Here is a 17,367-nt window from a genome sequence, read left to right as displayed (position 1 = left end):
CCTCCGACGGCCCGCTGGTGGGGCAGACCCACCAGGCGGGCCGGCGATCAGATGTCGCGGAAGGTCTCGATGCTCGCCCCGAGCTCGTTGAGCCGCGCGGCGAGGTCCTCGTAGCCGCGGTGGATGACGTAGGTCGAGCGGAGCACGCTGGTGCCCTTGGCGGCCAGCATCGCCAGCAGGATCACCACGGCCGGTCGCAGCGCCGGCGGGCAGACGATCTCGGTGCCGGAGAGGTGCGTGGGGCCCTCGATCATCACCCGGTGCGGGTCGAGCAGCTTGACCTGGGCGCCGAGCTTGGTGAGCTCGGTCAGGTAGATCGCCCGGTTCTCGTACACCCAGTCGTGCAGCAGGGTCTGACCGGTGGCGACCACCGCGATGACCGCGAAGAACGGCAGGTTGTCGATGTTGAGCCCGGGGAACGGCATCGGGTGGATCTTGTCCAGGGGGGCGTGCAGCGTCGAGGGCCGGGTGGTGATGTCGACCAGGCGCGTGTGGCCGTTGCGAGCGACGTACTCCTCGGTGCGGTCGTAGCGCAGCCCCATCTCCTCCAGGGTCGCCAGCTCGATCTCGAGGAACTCGATCGGGACCCGCTGGATGGTGATGGTCGAGCTGGTCACGATCGCCGCCGCGAGCAGCGACATCGCCTCGATGGGGTCCTCGGAGGGCGCGTAGTCGACGTCGACGTCGATGTCGGTGCAACCGGTGACGGTCAGCGTCGTGGTGCCGACGCCCTCGACCTGCACGCCGAGGCGCTGCAGGTAGAAGCACAGGTCCTGGACCATGTAGTTCGACGAGGCGTTGCGGATGATCGTCGTGCCCGGGTGCAGGGCCGCGGCCATCAGCGCGTTCTCGGTGACGGTGTCGCCGCGCTCGGTCAGCACGATCGGCCGCACCGGCGAGACCGCGCGGTCCACGCTGGCGTGGTAGTTGCCGTCGGTGGCCTTGACCTCGAGCCCGAAGGGCCGCAGCGCCGACATGTGCGGCTCGACGGTGCGCTCGCCGAGGTTGCAGCCGCCGGCGTAGGGCAGGTCGAAGGACTCGGAGCGGTGCAGCAGGGGACCCAGGAACATGATCACCGAGCGGGTGCGCCGGGCGGCGGCCTCGTCGATGGCGTCCAGGCGCAGGGTCTTGGGCGGGATGATCTCGAGGTCGTTGTCCTCGTTGAGCCAGCGGGTCTGGACCCCCAGGCTGCCGAGGACCTCGAGCAGGCGGTTGACCTCCTCGATGCGCGCGACCTTGCGCAGCGTCGTACGCCCGCGGTTGAGCAGCGAGGCGCACAGCAGCGCGACCCCGGCGTTCTTCGAGGTCTTGACCTCGATGGAGCCCGACAGCGTCGTGGGGCCGTTGATGCGCAGGTGCGTGGGACCGGCGCCGAGCGCGACGATCTCGGAGTCGAGGGCGGCGCCGATGCGCGCGAGCATCTCGAGGGAGAGGTTCTGGTGCCCCTTCTCGATCCGGTTGATCGCGCTCTGGCTGGTCGCGAGCAGCTCGGCGAGCTGGTGCTGGGTCAGCCCTCGGTGCTTGCGGGCGTCGCGGATCAGGTTGCCGATGCGGCCTTTGTAGCCCTCGCTGCTGGTTGCTTCATCGCTCATTGGTCGACGGTAACTCACATATGAGATAGCGCAAGAACCCGCGGGGGACCCGCCAGGGGAGGCGCGGGGTGGGTCCGCAGTGCCATGCTCGGCGCATGCGAGCCACCACCATCCATGCCGCCCGCGACATCCGAGTCTCCGCCGATGTGCCGGACCCCACCCTCGAGCAGCCCACCGACGCCATCGTGCGGGTGACCTCCTCCTGCATCTGCGGATCCGACCTGTGGCCCTACCGCGGGGAGAACGACATCACCCCCGGAGCGACCATCGGCCACGAGTGCATCGGGGTCGTCGAGGCCGTCGGCAGCGACGTCCGCACCGTGCGCGTCGGCGACTTCGTCGTCGTCCCCTTCGACCACTGTGACAACACCTGTGCCCACTGCCGCGCCGGCATGCAGTCCGCGTGCGTCAACCTCGGGATGACCAGCAGCGGCCAGGGGGAGCTCGCCCGTGTGGTCCAGGCCGACGGCACCCTCGTCGTCGTCCCGGACGTGGGGGAGCAGGGCCCGGACAAGGCTCTGGTGCCGCACCTGATGGCGCTCTCCGACGTGATGCCGACCGGGTGGCACGCCGCGGTCGCGGCCCAGGTTCGCCCCGGCGGCACCACGGTCGTCGTCGGCGACGGCGCCGTCGGGTTGTGCGGCGTGCTCGCCGCGGCCCAGATGGGCTCGGAGAAGGTCGTGCTGATGTCGCGCCACGAGCCGCGCCAGGCCATCGGCCGGGCCTTCGGCGCCACCCACGTCGTCGCCGAGCGCGGCAAGGAGGGCGCCGCGGCGATCAAGGAGATCACCGACGGCGTCGGCGCCGACGCCGTGCTCGAGTGCGTGGGGACCGACCAGGCGATGGGCACCGCCTTCGCAGTCGCCCGCCCCGGCGCGATGGTCGGCTTCGTCGGCGTCCCGCACGGCGTCGAGCTGCCGATCCGTCGCATGTTCCAGAAGAACGTGGGGCTGTCGGGGGGCATGGCGCCGGTGCGCGAGTACCTGCCGCACCTGCTCGGCCTCGTCCTCGACGGCACCATCGAACCGGGCAAGGTCTTCGACATGACCCTGCCGATGGACCAGGTGGCCGAGGGCTACAAGGCGATGGACGAGCGACGCGCGATCAAGGTGCTCCTGGAGCCGTGAGCCTGGTCCTCGGTCCGCTGCTGCGTCACGTGGACGCCGACTCGGCCACGATCTGGGTCGAGACCGCGTCGGCGGCGACGGTGCACGTGCGTGCGGGGGACCGGGAGGCACAGGCCCGCACGTTCGCGGTGCACGGGCACCACTACGCCCTCGTCGAGGTGACGGGGCTGGGCCCGGGCACCGCGACGCCGTACACGGTCGAGGTCGACGGCGAGGTGGTGTGGCCTGAACCGGGCTCGGCGTACCCGCCCTCGTGCATCCGCACGCTGGAGCCGGGTCGCCCGCTGCGGATGGTCTTCGGCTCCTGCCGGGTCTCCGTGCCGCACGATGCGCCGACCCATGCGCAGTTCGGGGTCGATGCGCTGCGCACCTACGGGCTGCACCTCGCCGACGGCCACGAGACCGTGCCCGACCTCGCGCTCTTCCTGGGTGACCAGGTCTACGCCGACGAGACCAGCCAGGCGATGCGTGACTTCATCAGCGCTCGCCGCGACCCCGAGCAGGCGCCCTGGTGGGAGCTGCGCGACTACGAGGAGTACGCCGAGCTCTACCGGCTGGCGTGGAGCGAGCCGGCCAACCGCTGGCTGCTCTCGACGCTGCCCAGCGCGATGATCTTCGACGACCACGACATCCGCGACGACTGGAACACCAGCGCCAGCTGGCGCCGGGACATGTGGGCCACCGACTGGTGGCGCGACCGGATCGTCGGTGGCCTGGCGGCCTACTGGGTGCACCAGCACCTGGGCAACCTCGACGCGGAGGGCCGTGCCGCTGACCTGTTGTGGCAGCGGGTGGCCGCGCACGAGGGCCCGGACGAGCTCGACCTCAGCGACCTCGTGGACGAGGTCGTCGAGCGCGCCGACAAGCAGCCCACGACCTTCCGGTGGAGCTTCGCCCGGGACTTCGACACCCAGGCCCGCCTGGTGGTCATCGACTCGCGCGCCGCGCGGGTGCTGGAGGACGAGCGCCGCTCGATCATCGACGACGAGGAGATGGCCTGGCTCGACGACCAGCTGTGCGGCGACGTGGACCACCTGCTGGTGGGCACCTCGGTCCCGTTCCTGCTCTCGCCGGGGCTGCACCACGTGGAGGCGACCGTCGAGGCGATCACCGGGGGTCTGCTCGGCAAGCCGGGCGCCCTGGTCGGGGAGTGGGTGCGCCGCAAGGTCGACATCGAGCACTGGGCCGCCTTCCAGGAGGGGTTCGCGCAGGTGGGCGGCCTCGTGCGCGACGTCGCCTCCGGCGGGCGCGGTCGAGCCCCGACCTCGATCGTCTTCCTGTCCGGCGACGTGCACCACAGCTACCTCATCGAGGCGGTCCCGGCGCCGGCCTCCGGGACCACTGCCTCGAGCCGGATCCTGCAGGCGGTCTGCTCACCGATCCGCAACCCGTTGCCCGCGGCGATGCAGAACGTGTTCCGCATCGCGTCGCACGGTCGGGCCCGGCCGGTGGGGCGGGTGCTGGGGCGCCGGGTGCCGCCCTCCCCGCTGCACTGGCGGATGACGCACGGTCCGTGGTTCGAGAACCTCCTGGCCTCGCTCGAGGTCACGCCCCGCGGGTTGCGGTTGACCTGGTCGACCGGTGAGGTCGTCGGCGGCGACCACGAACGCCCGCGCTGGCGGCAGGTGAGCCGCGTCGACGTCTGAGGGCGCGCCCCGTCCGACTACGTACGAGGCGACGGTGGACAGGTGCAGCCGTCCCCGCAGGCGAGGAAGACGTGCAGCGCGTGGCCGCAGCGCGGACACGGTCGATCGTGCGAGAGACGGGCGCTGGCGGGCTGTTCGTCCTGTGCGGTGTCCCACATGGTGCTCTCCTGGTGCCGGACTCCGGAGGTCCACCCCTGTGCCCCCGGTTCTCTTCCGACGGTAGGCCTCCGCACCGACGTACGGGGCCGTAATCCCGGCGTGTCGCGTCCTGCGGCTCGAAGATCCCCAGGACGGGGGAGGGGGATGGCCCGGACGGGCCATCCGGACGCGGTGGAGCGGGGGTCGGCGCCGGCTTTCAGTACAGAACGACCACCAGCGCCAGCGAGGTGCCGCCCGCGACCAGCGTGGAGAGCGTGGCCAGGGCCAGCGCCTGGCGGGGGATCGGCCACAGCTCGCGCAGGTGGAAGCCGAGACCGAGCCCGAACATGCCGGCTGCGAGCAGGACGGTGGTCAGCTGCTGCGCCCCCGCCACGACCGTGGCGGGCAGCAGGTCGCTCGAGCGCACCGCGACCATCAGGGCGAAACCGACCAGGAACCACGGCACCAGCGGCACCCGCGGGCCGGTCGACGAGGTGGCACCGGCCCCGGCGCTGCGGGCGGCAGCCAGGTAGGTCGGCGCCAGCAGCGCGACCCGGCCGAGCTTGACCGTGGTGGCCACGGCGATCGCACCGGTGCCCACGACAGAGGCCGCAGCGACCACCTGGGCCACCTCGTGGATGCTGGCCCCGGCCCAGATGGCGCCCTGCTCCTCGCTGAGCCCCAGCCGGGTGGTGGCCCAGGGCACGACCGCGATCATCGCCGTGCCGTAGATGGTGACCAGCGCGACCGCGTGCGCGACGTCCTTCTCCTTGGCCCGCACCGCATCGTTCACGGCCGCGATGGCCGCCGCCCCGCAGATCGAGAAACCGGCGGCGAGCAGCGTCACGAACCCGCCGCTGAGGGCCATCCGGGAGCCGACCAGCCGGGTCAGGGTGTAGGTGGCGGCGACGGTGGCGACCACCACGACGACGCCGGGCACCCCGATGGAGGCGATGTCGCTGAGCGGGAGCCGCAGCCCGAGCATCACCACGCCGAGTCGCAGCAGCATCTTGGTGACCTCGGTGTGCCCCTCGAGCACCCGGTGCCGGCCCAGCCGGCTGTTGACGACGAGCGCCCCGATCAGCAGGGCGAGCAGCAGCGGACCGAGCAGCGGCACCCACCAGCTGATCGCCACGGACACGAGCGCGGCCACGAGCGGCGGCAGGGCCCGGACGATGACCCCGGAGACCGCTGGGACGCGGCGGGGGGAGGTCCGGGTGGGAGGCACCGCACCAGCATGGCTGCGCGACGGCGGTGCCGGTAGGCGTCCGTCGCTGGTGGGTCATAACGTCAGGTGATGGGCCCGCGGTATATTGCCACGGGTGACCCCCGACCTGGACCTCGAGACCCTGCGGCTGCTCGTCGCGATCTCCGAGACCGGCAGCCTCACCGCGGCCGCGGCCGAGCGCGGGATCTCCCAGCCCGCGGCCAGCGCCCGGGTGCGCGAGCTCGAGAGCCGGTGGCGCCTGGCGCTGGTGCACCGCTCGGCCCGGGGGTCGCGGATGACCACCGACGGCGAGGCGGTGGTGTCCTGGGCACGCACCGTCCTGCACGCCGCGGACACGATGCGCGCCTCGATGCAGGCGCTGACCGGGCAGCGTCGCGCGGGGGTGACGGTCGCGGCCAGCCTGACGGTCGCGGAGTACCTGCTGCCTCGCTGGCTGGGCGAGCTGCACGACCGCCGACCGGAGGTCCAGCCGGTGCTCAAGGTCGTCAACAGCGAGACGGTCGCCGACGCCGTGCGCAGCGGTCAGGCCGACGTCGGCTTCATCGAGTCCGCCGACCTCCCGGTGGGCCTCGCGCGCAAGGTGGTCGGCCGCGACCGGCTGGTGGTCGTGGTCGCCCCGGCGCACCCCTGGGCCCGGCGGCGTGCACCGCTCACGTCGGCGGAGCTGGGAGCCGCACGGTGGGTGCTGCGCGAGAGCGGGAGCGGGACCCGCAGCACCTTCGAGAGCGCCTTGCGCCGCGAGCCCCAGGTCGCGATGGAGGCCACCTCGACCGCAGCGCTCGTCGGCGCGGCGGTGGCAGGCGTGGGCCCGGGGGTCGTCTCGGGCCGGTCGGTCAGCGCCGAGCTCGAGCTGGGCCGGCTGGTCGCCGTGCCCACCGACCTCGACCTGTGGCGCCCCCTGACCTGCGTGTGGCGCGGTGAGGAGCGGCTCTCCGAGTCCGCGGCCGAGCTGCTGTCGATCGCGATCGAGGCCTCCCGCCGCTGAGCGGCGCAGGTGGGGGAGCGTGACACCACCGGCACCGCGCCCGCACCCTCTACCCTGGCGCCGTGAGCCAGACATCGACGTCCCTGCACAGCACCGAGGTCGGCGACACGGGGGAGCGGGTGGTCTTCCTGCACGGCCTGTTCGGGCAGGGACGCAACTTCACCCAGATCGCCAAGGCGATGCGCCCCGAGTTCCACAGCCTGCTGGTCGACCTGCCCAACCACGGACGCTCGGGCTGGACCGACACGTTCTCGTACGCCGCGACCGCTGACCGGATCGCGGAGCACCTGGCCGAGGGGTTCGCAGCCGACGGGCCGGTCCACGTCGTGGGTCACTCGATGGGCGGCAAGGTCGCGATGCTCCTCGCCCTGCGCCACCCCGAGCTGGTCGAGCGGCTCGTCGTCGTCGACATCGCGCCGGTGCCCAGCGACAACGCGGGGGAGTTCGAGCACCTGCTGGGCAGCCTGGCCGGCCTCGAGCTCGACGGCCTGGCCCGACGAGCCGACGCCGACGAGCAGCTGAGCGAGGCCATCCCCCAGGAACGGGTGCGCGGCTTCCTGCTCCAGAACCTGCGCTCGAGCAGCGAGGGGTTCAGCTGGCAGGCCAACCTGGGCCTGCTGCGCGACGAGCTCGCCGCGATCGGGGGCTTCCCCGAGGTCACCGAGTCGTTCGACCACCCGGTGCTCTGGATGGCCGGCGAGCGCTCCGGCTACGTCACCGAGGACGCCGAGCCCGAGATGCAGCGGCTCTTCCCCCGCACCGTGCAGGTGACGATCAAGGGGGCCGGGCACTGGGTGCACTCGGAGAAGCCCGAGGCGTTCATCTCAGCGCTGCGGACCTTCCTCGGCGCCACCTGATCGATCCCGGACCGAGGCCCGCAGCGGGGCCGGGACGGACCGGGAAACACAGCGGCGCTCGACGCGGTGAGCGTCGAGCGCCGGTGGAACGCCGATGAAGGCGCTCTGGTCGGTTGGCCACCAGGGCCGGGGGAGAGCGGTCAGCGACCGGTGCGCTCCCACGTGCGCTGGTGCCACGGGACGAACGCCTCGAGGATCTCGGTGTCGAAGCGTCGGATCAGAGTCATGATGGTGGTCATGCGCACCCCCTCGGGTAAGAATTGGATACAGAGCCAGTGAGCGCCACCAGGTGCTCACTGAGTTCAATTGTGGCCGCTGACCTGGGAGAACTCGAATCGGCGAGGACATGATGTCCATCACCCTTCCGGTCCCAGATGGTTGGATCTCAGCGTGCCGTCCCGTGACAACATCGTGACCTTCCACGACATTCCCACGCCCGTGGGGGAGCAGCCCTACGTCCCCGGGGCCGGTCCGTCGCCCGTGGTCACCGTGGTCGATCCGGACCCCGACTGGCCGCTGCAGTACGCCGAGCTGGCCGCGCGGGTGCGGGACGCGCTCGGCTGGCGGGTCCTGGAGCTGCAGCACATCGGCTCGACGTCGGTGCCGGGACTGGCAGCGAAGCCGATCATCGACATGGACCTGGTCGTCGCCGACGCCGACGACGAGGCGGCGTACGTGCCGGCGCTGGAGGCCGCGGGTTTCGAGCTGCGGGTCCGAGAGCCCTGGTGGTTCGGTCACCGGGTGCTGCGCCACACCGATCCGGCCTGCGGGCTGCACGTGTTCGGGCCCGACGCGCCGGAGCCCATCAAGCACCGGATCTTCCGCGACTGGTTGCGCGGCAACCCCGGCGAGCGCGACCTGTACGCCCGCGCCAAGCGTGCGGCGGCCGCGGCGTCTACTTCGGCGGGGGAGCACTCGATGCAGTACAACGCCCGCAAGGAGCAGGTGGTCCGGGAGATCTGCCGCCGGGCGTTCACAGCCGCCGGGCTGCTGGACGGGTCGTCGTGAGCACGACCCCGAGGGCGCCGGGCTGGCAGGGTGCGCGCAACCTGGCCGACCTCGGCGGCCTGCCGCTGCGCGACGGTGGGCACACGGCGTACGGCGTGGTGTGGGCCTCGGGTGCGCCCGACGAGATCACCGACCAGGGCTGGGCGCAGGCGCGGGCCGCGGGCCTGCGCCGAGTCGTCGACCTGCGCAACGCGGTCGAGCGGGAGCAGGCCGTGACGCCCGAGGGCGTCGAGGTGGTGCACGCGCCGACCGAGGATCCCTACGACGAGGAGTTCCTGACCGAGTGCGGGCCGTGGCTCGACCACCCGAGGTCGTGGACCCCCAACCTGGAGCGCTACCCCGACAAGATCGGCCGGGCCGTGATCGCGGTCGCCGAGGCCGACGGGGGCGTGCTGCTGCACTGCGCCGGCGGGCGCGACCGCACCGGCATGGTCGGCTCGCTGCTGCTGGTGCTGGCCGGGGTGGGCGTCGAGGGCGTCGTCGCCAACTACGAACGTGGGTTCCGCGGCGCAGCCGAGCACCGCGGCCACACCCTGGCCTACGACACGAGCAGCGGCCGGTGGACACCCGAGGCTCCCGACCAGACCTGGGAGGCAGACGAGCTCGACCGGGCCCTCGCCGACCGGCGCCCGGTGCTACGCGACTGGTACGCCACCTTCGACGTGGTCGGCTACCTGGGCACGGCGGGCGTCGGGCCCGACGCACGACAGCGGCTGGCTGAGCGGCTGCGGGGGAGCGACGGGTGATGGATCGCGTGACCCTCACGAGCAACCTCGCGTCCGGCGCCGTCTTCCTCGCCGCCCTCGCCGTGCTCACGTGGCCGCTGGCAGCCCTGGCGTCGATCTACGTGATGTCGGCGAGCGCGTTCCTGGCGGCGGCGTACGCGCGCGACGGACTCATCCGGCGCCTCGAAGCGGTCGTCTGGATCGCCCCCTGGGTTGCCGCGGTCGCGCTGTGGGCGTGGATCTTCGCCGGTGTCGAGGGCGGCACGCCGTGGCTGCTCGAGGTCGGTGTCGCCGTGGCGGTCGCCACGCCGTCCTACCTGGCGTGGCAGGCAGGCGCGCTGGCAGTGCGCCAGCTGATGGCGTGGCACCGAACGGGCCGGTCAGTGCAGGCGACGGCGTAGGCGGGCGCCCCACCCGCCCGCGACGTCGGGATAGAGGGGCAGTGGTTCGGTCTCGTCGTCCAGTGACCGCCACACCACCGGGACGACGCTGCCGTCGCTCTCCGTCAGTGTGGCGCCGGTCGTGGCCGGCAGGGGATCGAGCCGTCCGGTGTGCACGAAGACGACCTCGTGCCCGACCACGCCGTCGATGAGGAAGATGTTCTCCACGACCTCGAGCAGCTCCAGGTCGTGGACGTCGGCTCCTAGCTCCTCGCGCACCTCGCGACGGATGGCATGCCTGTGCGTCTCGCCGAGCTCGACGCTGCCACCGACCAGGCGGTGGTAGCCCAGGGGATTCTCGATGGTGGGCTGGTTCAGGCTGACGGCGTGCGCCGTGCCATCGATGTCGGGGGCGAGCAGCATCGTCTTGACCCGGATGAAGGAACGGTCGAGGGGCATGTGGTGACGGTAGAGGTCGGTCTAGGTCCGACGGTGGAACACGACCTGGTTGCGCTCGACGACCCTGGTCTCGTAGGCGGGGTCGTGGGCGCGACGGTGGTGGTGGCCGCAGAGCAACCGACCCCGGCCGAGATCTGTCGTGCCGTCGTGGGACCACATGTCCTCGTGGTGGGCGTCGCACATGCCGGCGGGTGCGTCGCACCCGAGCGCGGTGCAGCCGCCGTCACGCACGGTCATGGCGATGCGCTGGGGACCGGAGAAGAACCGTCGCGTGCGGCCCAGGTCGAGGATCTCGCTGTCGCCGCCCAGCACCGCCGGCAGCACCCCTGCCTGGCAGGCCAGACGACGGGCCGTGCCGGCGGAGATGCGGGAACCGGTGTCAAGGGTCGCGGCGGCGAGCGCGCCGCTGAGGGTCGCGGTGGTCATGGTGACGACCACCGCGGCGTTGACGCCGCCGCTGCGGGGCAGGTCGCGCGGGTCGAGACGCTCGACGAGCTCGACGAACGCCCGGCCCCACCGCGACCGGGAGGGCCTGCGCACCGGCTCGGTGTCTCGGGCACCGGTCCCGGCCCGGTCGTCACGGCGCGGGGAGGCGTAGGCGATCAGCACCTTCTGCAGCATTTCCGCCGCGAGGGTCGGGATCGTGAAGCTGCCGCGGGTGCGGCCGTCGCCCTGGTCGCGCATCCGGAAGGACGCGGTGCGCTCGGCCTCGCGCTCCTCCTCGGCCAGCTTCTCCGCCTCCCAGGCCTCGCCGATCTCGGGGGCGACGACGTCGAGGATGCGGCGGCCCAGCACGCGCAGCGCCTTGGCGTCGTGGACGCGGGCGAGGCCGACCAGGGCCGCTTCGGCCTGAGCCAGGATCCCGGCGTCGAGGTCGTCGGGCAGCTCGTCGAGCGCCCGCGCCACGACCTGGGCCTGCTCGAGGTTGAGGTCGCCGGCACCCAGGGCTCCCCGCAGCAGGTCGTACCGGCTCAGGGCGTCGGCGAAGCGGGTCTGACGCACGGCGTCACGCTTGGTCACGGTCGTGGCGTTGGCCAACCAGATCGCGACCGACGGGGCCGCCGAGCGCTCCTGGACAGCGACCGTGTCGGCGTGCGCGAGCACGCGCGCCTGCAGCTCGGCGAACCGCGACTGCGCCCGCGCGAGGTCGGTCAGCAGGTCGGCTGTGCCCGACTGGCTCAGCGACCAGGTGGGTGTCTCGGCCACCTGGTCGAGGGCCGAGTGCACACGCGCGACGGCCTCGGCGAGGGGGTGCCGGGTCGTCGTGCTCATGACCTCATCCAAGCAGGCAGCACCGACAGTCCAGGCTGCTCAGAGGGCCTTCGTCGAAAACTTTTTCGAGAAGATTCCGCAGCCGCCGATCGGCCCGGGGGAGTCACGGTTAGGGTGCGGTCGTGGACGACATCCTCGGTCAGCGCGACCAGGCCGTCCGTCTCGACTGGGGTCCCGTGGGCGCTGCCACCGCGTCCGCCGACGTGAGCGTCGTCGTCGACGTGCTGAGCTTCTCGACGTCGGTGGTGATCGCCGTCGAACGCGGGATGCACGTGCTGCCGTTCGCCTGGAAGGACGCCCGCGCCGCGGCGTACGCCGAGCAGCAGGACGCCACGCTCGCGGTCGGTCGCCTCGAGGCCGCACGCGGCGGCGGGGTGTCGGCGCCGTCCCTGTCGCCCGCCGGGCTGCTGACCTGCGAGCCGGTGCCGCGACTGGTGCTGCCCTCGCCGAACGGTTCCACCATCTCGGCTGTGCTCCAGGGCACCGGGACCCAGGTGCTGATCGGCTGCCTGCGCAACGCGAGCGCAGTGGGCCGACGTCTGGCTCGGGAGCTCGATGCAGGTCGCTCGGTCGCGGTGGTCGCCGCAGGGGAGAGATGGCACCAGGACGACTCACTGCGACCTGCCCTGGAGGACCACCTGGGCGCCGGCGCAGTGCTCAGCGTCCTCACCGAGCTCGGGCACGACGACGAGATGAGCCCTGAGGCACGGGCAGCCGTCGCGCTGTGGACGTCGACGGTCGGTCAGCTCGCAGCGACGCTGCGCGCCTGTGTCGGCGGGCGCGAGCTGGCATCCAAGGGGTTCGCCGACGACGTCACCGTGGCAGCCGACCTCGATGCCTCCCGCGTCGTGCCCGTACTCGTCGGCGACGCCTTCCTCCAGGACGACTGACGGCGCCACTTCCGACCACCGTCACCGTTCGCCGATAACTGACATTATGTCAACTCGCGTGGAGCAGAGGGTCAGGGAACTACACGGATGTCACGCTGTTGGCCTCCTCGTGTCCCCCAGGCCGACCACTGCACCGCGCGTAGGGTCGCTGGATGACGAGAACCGATCGCGACCGCGACGACGACGGCCGCGCCCGGCAGGCCAGGCCACGCGATGCCTTGGGTCGGCCGCTGCCGTACGACGCCGTGGGCGTCGAGCCGGTCTCCGAGGAACCGTTGCCGCCGCTGGAGACGCTGACGACTGCGCGTGCGCTGCTCGACGAGGGTCGCCCGTTCTCGGCTCACGAGGTGCTCGAGGCCCGCTGGAAGGACTGTCCCGAGCACGAACGGCCGTTGTGGCAGGGCCTGGCCCAGCTGTGCGTCGGAGTCACCCACGCGCGTCGTGGCAACCCGACTGGCGCGCAGCGCCTGCTCGACCGTGCGAGCACCCACCTGTCCGGGTACGCCGGCACCGACGGTCCGACGTACGGCCTCGACCTCGACGAGGTGCTCGCTGAGGCACGCCGCTGCGTCGAGACCGCCGAACCGGAGCAGGTCACGCCTGGCTGATGCCGGCGTCCTCGGCACTGGTGGACAGCACGCAGAACTCGTTGCCCTCCGGGTCCCCCAGCACCACCCAGCCGCCGTCCTCGAGTCCGCGGCGGTCGTCCACGACGCTGGCGCCCAGGCCGACGATCCGCTCGACCTCGGCGTCACAGGTCGTGCCCACCGGGCGCAGGCACAGGTGCATGCGGTTCTTCACCACCTTGGCCTCCGGCACCCGGAGGAACTCCAGCCAACGACCTCCCGGACCGCGCAGCTCCGCTTCGTTGTCGTTCCACGCGCCGTCCGGCACGACGTGGAAGTCGTCGAGGACCTGTTCCCACCAGCGTGCCTGCGCGACGGGGTCGTGGGAGTCGACGCAGATGTTGGCGACACGCGAGACCATGACCAGCACCCTAGGACGCCGCTCCCCCGTCGGCGAGCCAGGTGACCTCGTCGACCACCCCAGCGCCGCGCTCAGCCCTGGGCGCGTTCGCCCCGGGCTGCCTTCACCACGATCGTCGCGATCCGGCTCTCCCTCGTCTCCTGCTTCACCGCGCTGACCACCCACCACAGCATGGCCTTGCGGGCGCTGGGCGGGAACGAGTCCCAGGCCAACCGGGCCGGCGGGTCGTCGTCGAGCGCCGCCGCGAGCTCGCCGGGCTCGACGAGGTCCTCGACCGGATCGAGGATCGTCCACCAGCCGTTGGCCCTCGCCGCGTCGACGGCCCGACGCCCGGCACCGGTCATCAGACCTGCCGACTCCATCTCGGCCGCCCGTCGCCGGTTGAGCCGGGTCCACGTGCTCCTCGGGCGGCGCGGAGTGAGGAGCTGCAGGCCCCTGTCGTCGTCGAGGCGGCCGGCGGTCGAGTCGATCCAGCCGAAGCAGATCGCCTCCTCGACCACCTCGGGGTAGGGACAGGCCGCCCTGCCGGTGCTGTTCCGCCACGAGCACAGCCAGACCCCCGGCGCCCTGTCGTGGTGCGCCTCCAGCCAGGCGCGCCACTGCGCGCGGGTCTCGGCGTGGTAGATCGGGTAGTCGAACTTCCCGGTCGCGGGGTGGTCCGACGACGAACGAGGCACCGGCGTCATGCGTCACGAGGCTACGTGCGGGAGACGGGGTCCGACAGCGCCGAGGCTCAGCACACCTCGAGGTGCCGCCGGTCGCCGAGCACCTCGACCCGACGGTCGCCGGTCGTAGCGTCCTCGCGCAGCGTGCTGATGCTGCCCGGGGGCGCCACGAAGCGCACGGAGCCGACCGAGTCCAGCGGCATCCCGATCCAGGCCGTCACGACGTACGTCGCCGCTCCCCCGTGCGTGACCACCACGAGGTGCTCGGCGGGCCCGGCGCACAGCCGGTGGACCACGGCGTGCACCCGGGTGGCCACCTCCAGGCGGGTCTCCGAGCCGGGCACCCCGTCGCGGTGGCGCAGCGGGTCGATGCCGGCGCGCGGCGGCTGCTGCGTGAAGGTGCCGACCGGACGACCCTCGGCGGCGCCGTACGACTGCTCGCGCAGGCCTTCGTCGAGCTCCACCGGGATGCTCCGGCCACTGGCCCGGCCGAGGCCCGCGGCCACCAGCTCGGCGGTGCGCCGGCACCGCAGCAGGTCGGAGGAGGCGACCGCCACCCGCTCCCCTGCCTCGAGCGCGGGCCGCAGCCGGGTCGCGAGCTCTCCCGCCACCGCCTCGGCCTGCACCCGACCGCGCTCGGTGAGGTCGGCGTCGTACCAACCCCCCACCAGCCCGTCGACGACGTGCGTGGCCTCGGGATGGGTGACGAGGTGGAGCGTGCGCACGGCGGCCTCCCAGGGGTGGTGGGCTTGAATCGTGACATGAGCCCGTCCTCCGCCTACACCAACCGCACCGGCCGGGCTCCCGGGCGCACCCTGCGTGCACTCGGGCTGGTGCTGCCCGGGATCGCGCGGGTCCGCAGCCAGTCCGAGCCGTACGCCGACGCCTGGCACGAGCGGACCCACCGGGCGGCCGTCGAGGCGGGGCGCCGGTGGGTCGTGCTGGGCGACTCCATGTCGCAGGCGATCGGTGCGACCGGTCCGGAGCGCGGCTGGGTCGACCAGCTGCTGGGCCGCCTCGGTCCGTTGGGCGCGGACCTGCGCGTGGTCAACCTCTCCGCGACCGGCGCCCGGGTGCCCGACGTGATCGAGCAGCAGCTCCCGGCCCTGGCCGCCCTGCCCCCGGCCGACTCCACCGTCGCCGACCTGGTCACGGTGATGGTCGGCTCCAACGACCTCTTCGGGCGCGCCCGGCACCGTGACCACCTGCCGCACGCCATGGCCGACCTGGTGCGGCGCCTGCCTCGCGGCAGCATCGTGACCACGCTCCCCCAGCCCCGCCGCGCCGCGCGGTCGGCCAACGCGGTGCTCGACGAGGCCGCCCGCACCGGCCACCTGCGCCTGGTGGACCTGCGCACCGACGGGCCCGACTCCTGGCGCGGGCGGCTGGCCGCGGACTTCTTCCACCCCAACGAGGCCGGCTACGCCGCCATCACCGACGCCTTCGAGCCGGTCGTGCGAGGGGCGCTCCTCCCGGACCCGTGACGATCGGGCGGCGAGGGGCTGCCGGCAAAGATTCCCCTCGATCCGGCTGGATCGCTGCACGATCCCCGCGAGGCGCGGAGAGTGGCACCTCCGGCCCCTCGCCGGGGACCGGCCGCGGCGTCGGTGCCGAGCCATCCTCGAGGAACCACGATGACCGAGACGTGCCGCTCCACCCGAGCCCCGTCCACCGGCCTGCGCCCCCGCGCGAGCCGGGCCACCGGGGTGGTCGTGGCCGTGGCGGTGGCTGCGCTGGGCGTCCTGCTGCTGACCCCCGCCGCAGAGGCGGCCCGCCCGGGCAAAGCACCGTCCGCGCCGAGCCCCCCGCCCAGCGTCGGCGAACGACTGCTCGGCGTGGCCGTGCCCGGGGCCCCGAGCGACCTGGGCGAGTACGAGGACCTCGCCGGCGCCCTGGGCCGTCGACCCGAGCAGATCACCTTCTACGCGGCCTGGGCGACGGTGCGGGACTTCCCAGCGGCGGACGCCAGCCGCATCGCGGCCGCGGGCGCCGTGCCCGAGCTGACCTGGGAGCCCTGGGACCCCGCTGCCGGGACGGAGCAGCCGGACTACTCCCTGGACCGGATCGCCGCCGGCGCGCACGACGCCTACCTCAAGCGCTGGGCCCGGCAGGTGCGGTCGTACGGCGGTCCGCTGGTCATCCGGTTCGCCCACGAGATGAACGGCACCTGGTACCCCTGGGCCCAGGGCGTCAACGGCAACCGCGCCGGTGACTACGTCGCGGCCTGGCGCCGGGTCGTGTCGGTGTTCCGGGCCCAGCGCGCCACCAACGTGCAGTGGTCCTGGTCGGCCAACGTGCCGTTCGAGGGATCCGCACCGCTGGCCGCCCTCTACCCCGGCGACGACGTCGTCGACCGGGTCGGTCTCGACGGCTACAACTGGGGCACCTCGCAGCCCTGGTCGCGCTGGCAGAGCGCCGCCGAGGTCTTCGGCCCGGGTCTGGCGCAGGTGCGGGCGCTCAGCACCCGCCCCTTCTTCATCGGCGAGATCGGCAGCGCCGAGGACGGCGGCGACAAGGCCGCGTGGATCCGCGACCTGTGGAGCTGGCTCGACAGCGTGCCCGAGGTGCGCGGCCTGACCTGGTTCCACCTGCAGAAGGAGACGGACTGGCGGATCTGGAGCAGCCAGGCCTCTCTCGAGGCCTTCCGGGACGGGTACGCGCGCTTCCGCTGAGCGCCGGTCCTCGCAGGCCCCCCTGCGGGTGGGTTGTCCCAGCGCTGCAGCGACGTAGGTTCGCCGCCATGAGCGACTCAACCTTCACTGACGAGCAGATCACCGCGGTCCAGGGCGTCGTCGATCGCGTCAACAGCTACCAGGAGAGCGCGCCCGAGGGCACCGTCGAGGCCAACCTGCGCGAGGGTCTCACCGAGGTCGGCGTGGAGCTGGGCGACGACCAGGTCAGGTCCCTGACCGACGCGATCGAGAAGGGCGGCTCCGTCGACGCCGCCCAGGTCCTCGGGTGAGCGACCGCCCCGACGTGGCGCACCAGCGCCCCGACGGGGTCAGCGACGCCACCGTCGAGGCGCTGGGCAAGGTCTCGGAGGCCCTCGAGGCCATCGAGATCGCCCGGGGCCACCTCTACACGTTCCACCGGCTGTCCGGCACCGCTGACCTCACCCTCGGCGAGGGCGTGGCGCAGCTGCGCGACGCCGGGCACGGCGACCTCGCCGACGTGCTCGAGCGCGAGCTCGTCGGGCGCAACGTGCTCGACGGGCGGTGGACCTTCCAGGTCATGGAGGAGTACGACGACGGCTACTACGCCGACTTCAAGCGGCTCGAGAAGCACGCCCGCGACGCGCTCGTCGAGGGCAAGCGGCACCTCTACGAGGCGGAGATGAAGGAGGACCGACGCACCCACGGCCTCCCCGACCACACCGCCCGTCCCGGCGTCACCCCCGGCGAGGCCTGA

Annotated in this window: 20 protein-coding genes; 13 read left to right on the top strand and 7 right to left on the bottom strand. The window is 72.7% G+C overall.

The annotated features are described in order from the left end of the window. Positions 1 to 47: 47 nt before the first annotated feature. Entirely contained in the window at positions 48 to 1,592 is a 1,545-nt protein-coding gene (locus I601_RS16290) for a helix-turn-helix domain-containing protein (protein WP_068112019.1), read from the bottom strand. 95 nt (positions 1,593 to 1,687) lie between these two features. On the opposite strand from I601_RS16290, the gene I601_RS16285 reads away from it, so the two are divergent. Together I601_RS16285 and I601_RS16280 are read left to right on the top strand one after the other, a co-directional pair. Beyond that, a complete protein-coding gene (locus tag I601_RS16285; protein ID WP_068112017.1) occupies positions 1,688 to 2,719 on the top strand; it encodes a zinc-dependent alcohol dehydrogenase family protein in 1,032 nt (343 codons plus the stop codon). Next, the gene (locus I601_RS16280) at positions 2,716 to 4,365 is read left to right on the top strand and encodes a DUF7800 domain-containing protein (RefSeq protein ID WP_068112015.1); all 1,650 of its coding nucleotides are present in this window, start codon (positions 2,716 to 2,718) and stop codon (positions 4,363 to 4,365) included. Before I601_RS16285 ends, I601_RS16280 begins: the two co-directional genes overlap by 4 nt. A gap of 355 nt (positions 4,366 to 4,720) precedes the next feature. Here I601_RS16280 and I601_RS16275 read toward each other — a convergent pair whose 3' ends face one another. Continuing rightward, a complete protein-coding gene (locus tag I601_RS16275; protein WP_068112012.1) occupies positions 4,721 to 5,731 on the bottom strand; it encodes a YeiH family protein in 1,011 nt (336 codons plus the stop codon). 94 nt (positions 5,732 to 5,825) lie between these two features. On the opposite strand from I601_RS16275, the gene I601_RS16270 reads away from it, so the two are divergent. The 5 genes from I601_RS16270 (at position 5,826) to I601_RS16250 (ending at position 9,707) form a co-directional block, all read left to right on the top strand. Next, a complete protein-coding gene (locus I601_RS16270) occupies positions 5,826 to 6,716 on the top strand; it encodes a LysR substrate-binding domain-containing protein (RefSeq protein WP_084527715.1) in 891 nt (296 codons plus the stop codon). A 62-nt stretch (positions 6,717 to 6,778) separates the two neighbouring features. Then, entirely contained in the window at positions 6,779 to 7,573 is a 795-nt protein-coding gene (locus I601_RS16265) for an alpha/beta fold hydrolase (RefSeq protein WP_068112006.1), read from the top strand. Between the two features lie 390 nt (positions 7,574 to 7,963). Then, a complete protein-coding gene (locus I601_RS16260) occupies positions 7,964 to 8,581 on the top strand; it encodes a GrpB family protein (RefSeq protein ID WP_068112002.1) in 618 nt (205 codons plus the stop codon). Beyond that, positions 8,578 to 9,327, top strand: coding sequence for a tyrosine-protein phosphatase (locus tag I601_RS16255; RefSeq protein WP_068111997.1), 750 nt, complete (start codon positions 8,578 to 8,580; stop codon positions 9,325 to 9,327). The genes I601_RS16260 and I601_RS16255 overlap by 4 nt, the downstream gene beginning before the upstream one ends. Before the next feature lie 8 nt (positions 9,328 to 9,335). After that, a complete protein-coding gene (locus I601_RS16250; protein WP_157520225.1) occupies positions 9,336 to 9,707 on the top strand; it encodes a hypothetical protein in 372 nt (123 codons plus the stop codon). Here the strand turns inward: I601_RS16250 and I601_RS16245 are convergent. Together I601_RS16245 and I601_RS16240 are read right to left on the bottom strand one after the other, a co-directional pair. After that, positions 9,687 to 10,145: an NUDIX domain-containing protein gene (locus I601_RS16245; protein ID WP_218917685.1), complete on the bottom strand. Its 459-nt coding sequence runs from the start codon at positions 10,143 to 10,145 to the stop codon at positions 9,687 to 9,689. The two genes, I601_RS16250 and I601_RS16245, sit on opposite strands and share 21 nt — an antisense overlap. A gap of 21 nt (positions 10,146 to 10,166) precedes the next feature. After that, positions 10,167 to 11,417, bottom strand: a complete 1,251-nt coding sequence (locus I601_RS16240; RefSeq protein ID WP_068111990.1) for an HNH endonuclease signature motif containing protein — start codon at positions 11,415 to 11,417, stop codon at positions 10,167 to 10,169. Positions 11,418 to 11,539: 122 nt separating this feature from the next. Here I601_RS16240 and I601_RS16235 point away from each other — a divergent pair, with 122 nt between their 5' ends. Both I601_RS16235 and I601_RS16230 read left to right on the top strand, forming a co-directional pair. Continuing rightward, complete coding sequence (locus tag I601_RS16235; RefSeq protein WP_068111988.1) at positions 11,540 to 12,307, top strand: 2-phosphosulfolactate phosphatase; 768 nt, start codon at positions 11,540 to 11,542, stop codon at positions 12,305 to 12,307. A gap of 152 nt (positions 12,308 to 12,459) precedes the next feature. After that, on the top strand, positions 12,460 to 12,915 hold the full coding sequence (locus tag I601_RS16230) for a DUF309 domain-containing protein (RefSeq protein WP_068111984.1): 456 nt from the start codon (positions 12,460 to 12,462) through the stop codon (positions 12,913 to 12,915). Here the strand turns inward: I601_RS16230 and I601_RS16225 are convergent. From I601_RS16225 to I601_RS16215, 3 genes are all read right to left on the bottom strand, one after another. Continuing rightward, the gene (locus tag I601_RS16225) at positions 12,902 to 13,294 is read right to left on the bottom strand and encodes a VOC family protein (protein ID WP_068115097.1); all 393 of its coding nucleotides are present in this window, start codon (positions 13,292 to 13,294) and stop codon (positions 12,902 to 12,904) included. The two genes, I601_RS16230 and I601_RS16225, sit on opposite strands and share 14 nt — an antisense overlap. A 71-nt stretch (positions 13,295 to 13,365) precedes the next feature. Then, complete coding sequence (locus I601_RS16220) at positions 13,366 to 13,980, bottom strand: YdeI/OmpD-associated family protein (RefSeq protein WP_068111981.1); 615 nt, start codon at positions 13,978 to 13,980, stop codon at positions 13,366 to 13,368. 47 nt (positions 13,981 to 14,027) lie between these two features. Beyond that, positions 14,028 to 14,684 carry a histidine phosphatase family protein gene (locus I601_RS16215; protein ID WP_068111978.1) on the bottom strand — a complete coding sequence of 219 codons (657 nt, stop codon included), beginning with the start codon at positions 14,682 to 14,684 and terminating at the stop codon, positions 14,028 to 14,030. Positions 14,685 to 14,720: 36 nt separating this feature from the next. On the opposite strand from I601_RS16215, the gene I601_RS16210 reads away from it, so the two are divergent. The 4 genes from I601_RS16210 to I601_RS16195 all read left to right on the top strand — a co-directional run bounded on the left by I601_RS16210 (position 14,721) and on the right by I601_RS16195 (position 17,367). Next, positions 14,721 to 15,443, top strand: coding sequence for an SGNH/GDSL hydrolase family protein (locus tag I601_RS16210; protein ID WP_068111973.1), 723 nt, complete (start codon positions 14,721 to 14,723; stop codon positions 15,441 to 15,443). Positions 15,444 to 15,593: 150 nt separating this feature from the next. Continuing rightward, entirely contained in the window at positions 15,594 to 16,631 is a 1,038-nt protein-coding gene (locus I601_RS16205) for a glycoside hydrolase family 26 protein (protein WP_084527710.1), read from the top strand. Positions 16,632 to 16,699: 68 nt separating this feature from the next. Beyond that, a complete protein-coding gene (locus I601_RS16200; protein ID WP_068111970.1) occupies positions 16,700 to 16,921 on the top strand; it encodes a hypothetical protein in 222 nt (73 codons plus the stop codon). Continuing rightward, positions 16,918 to 17,367 carry a hypothetical protein gene (locus tag I601_RS16195; protein ID WP_068111967.1) on the top strand — a complete coding sequence of 150 codons (450 nt, stop codon included), beginning with the start codon at positions 16,918 to 16,920 and terminating at the stop codon, positions 17,365 to 17,367. The genes I601_RS16200 and I601_RS16195 overlap by 4 nt, the downstream gene beginning before the upstream one ends.

It is taken from the genome of Nocardioides dokdonensis FR1436 (assembly GCF_001653335.1).
In the GTDB taxonomy this organism is placed as follows: domain Bacteria; phylum Actinomycetota; class Actinomycetes; order Propionibacteriales; family Nocardioidaceae; genus Nocardioides; species Nocardioides dokdonensis.
This window is presented reverse-complemented; position numbering and strand designations above follow the sequence as displayed.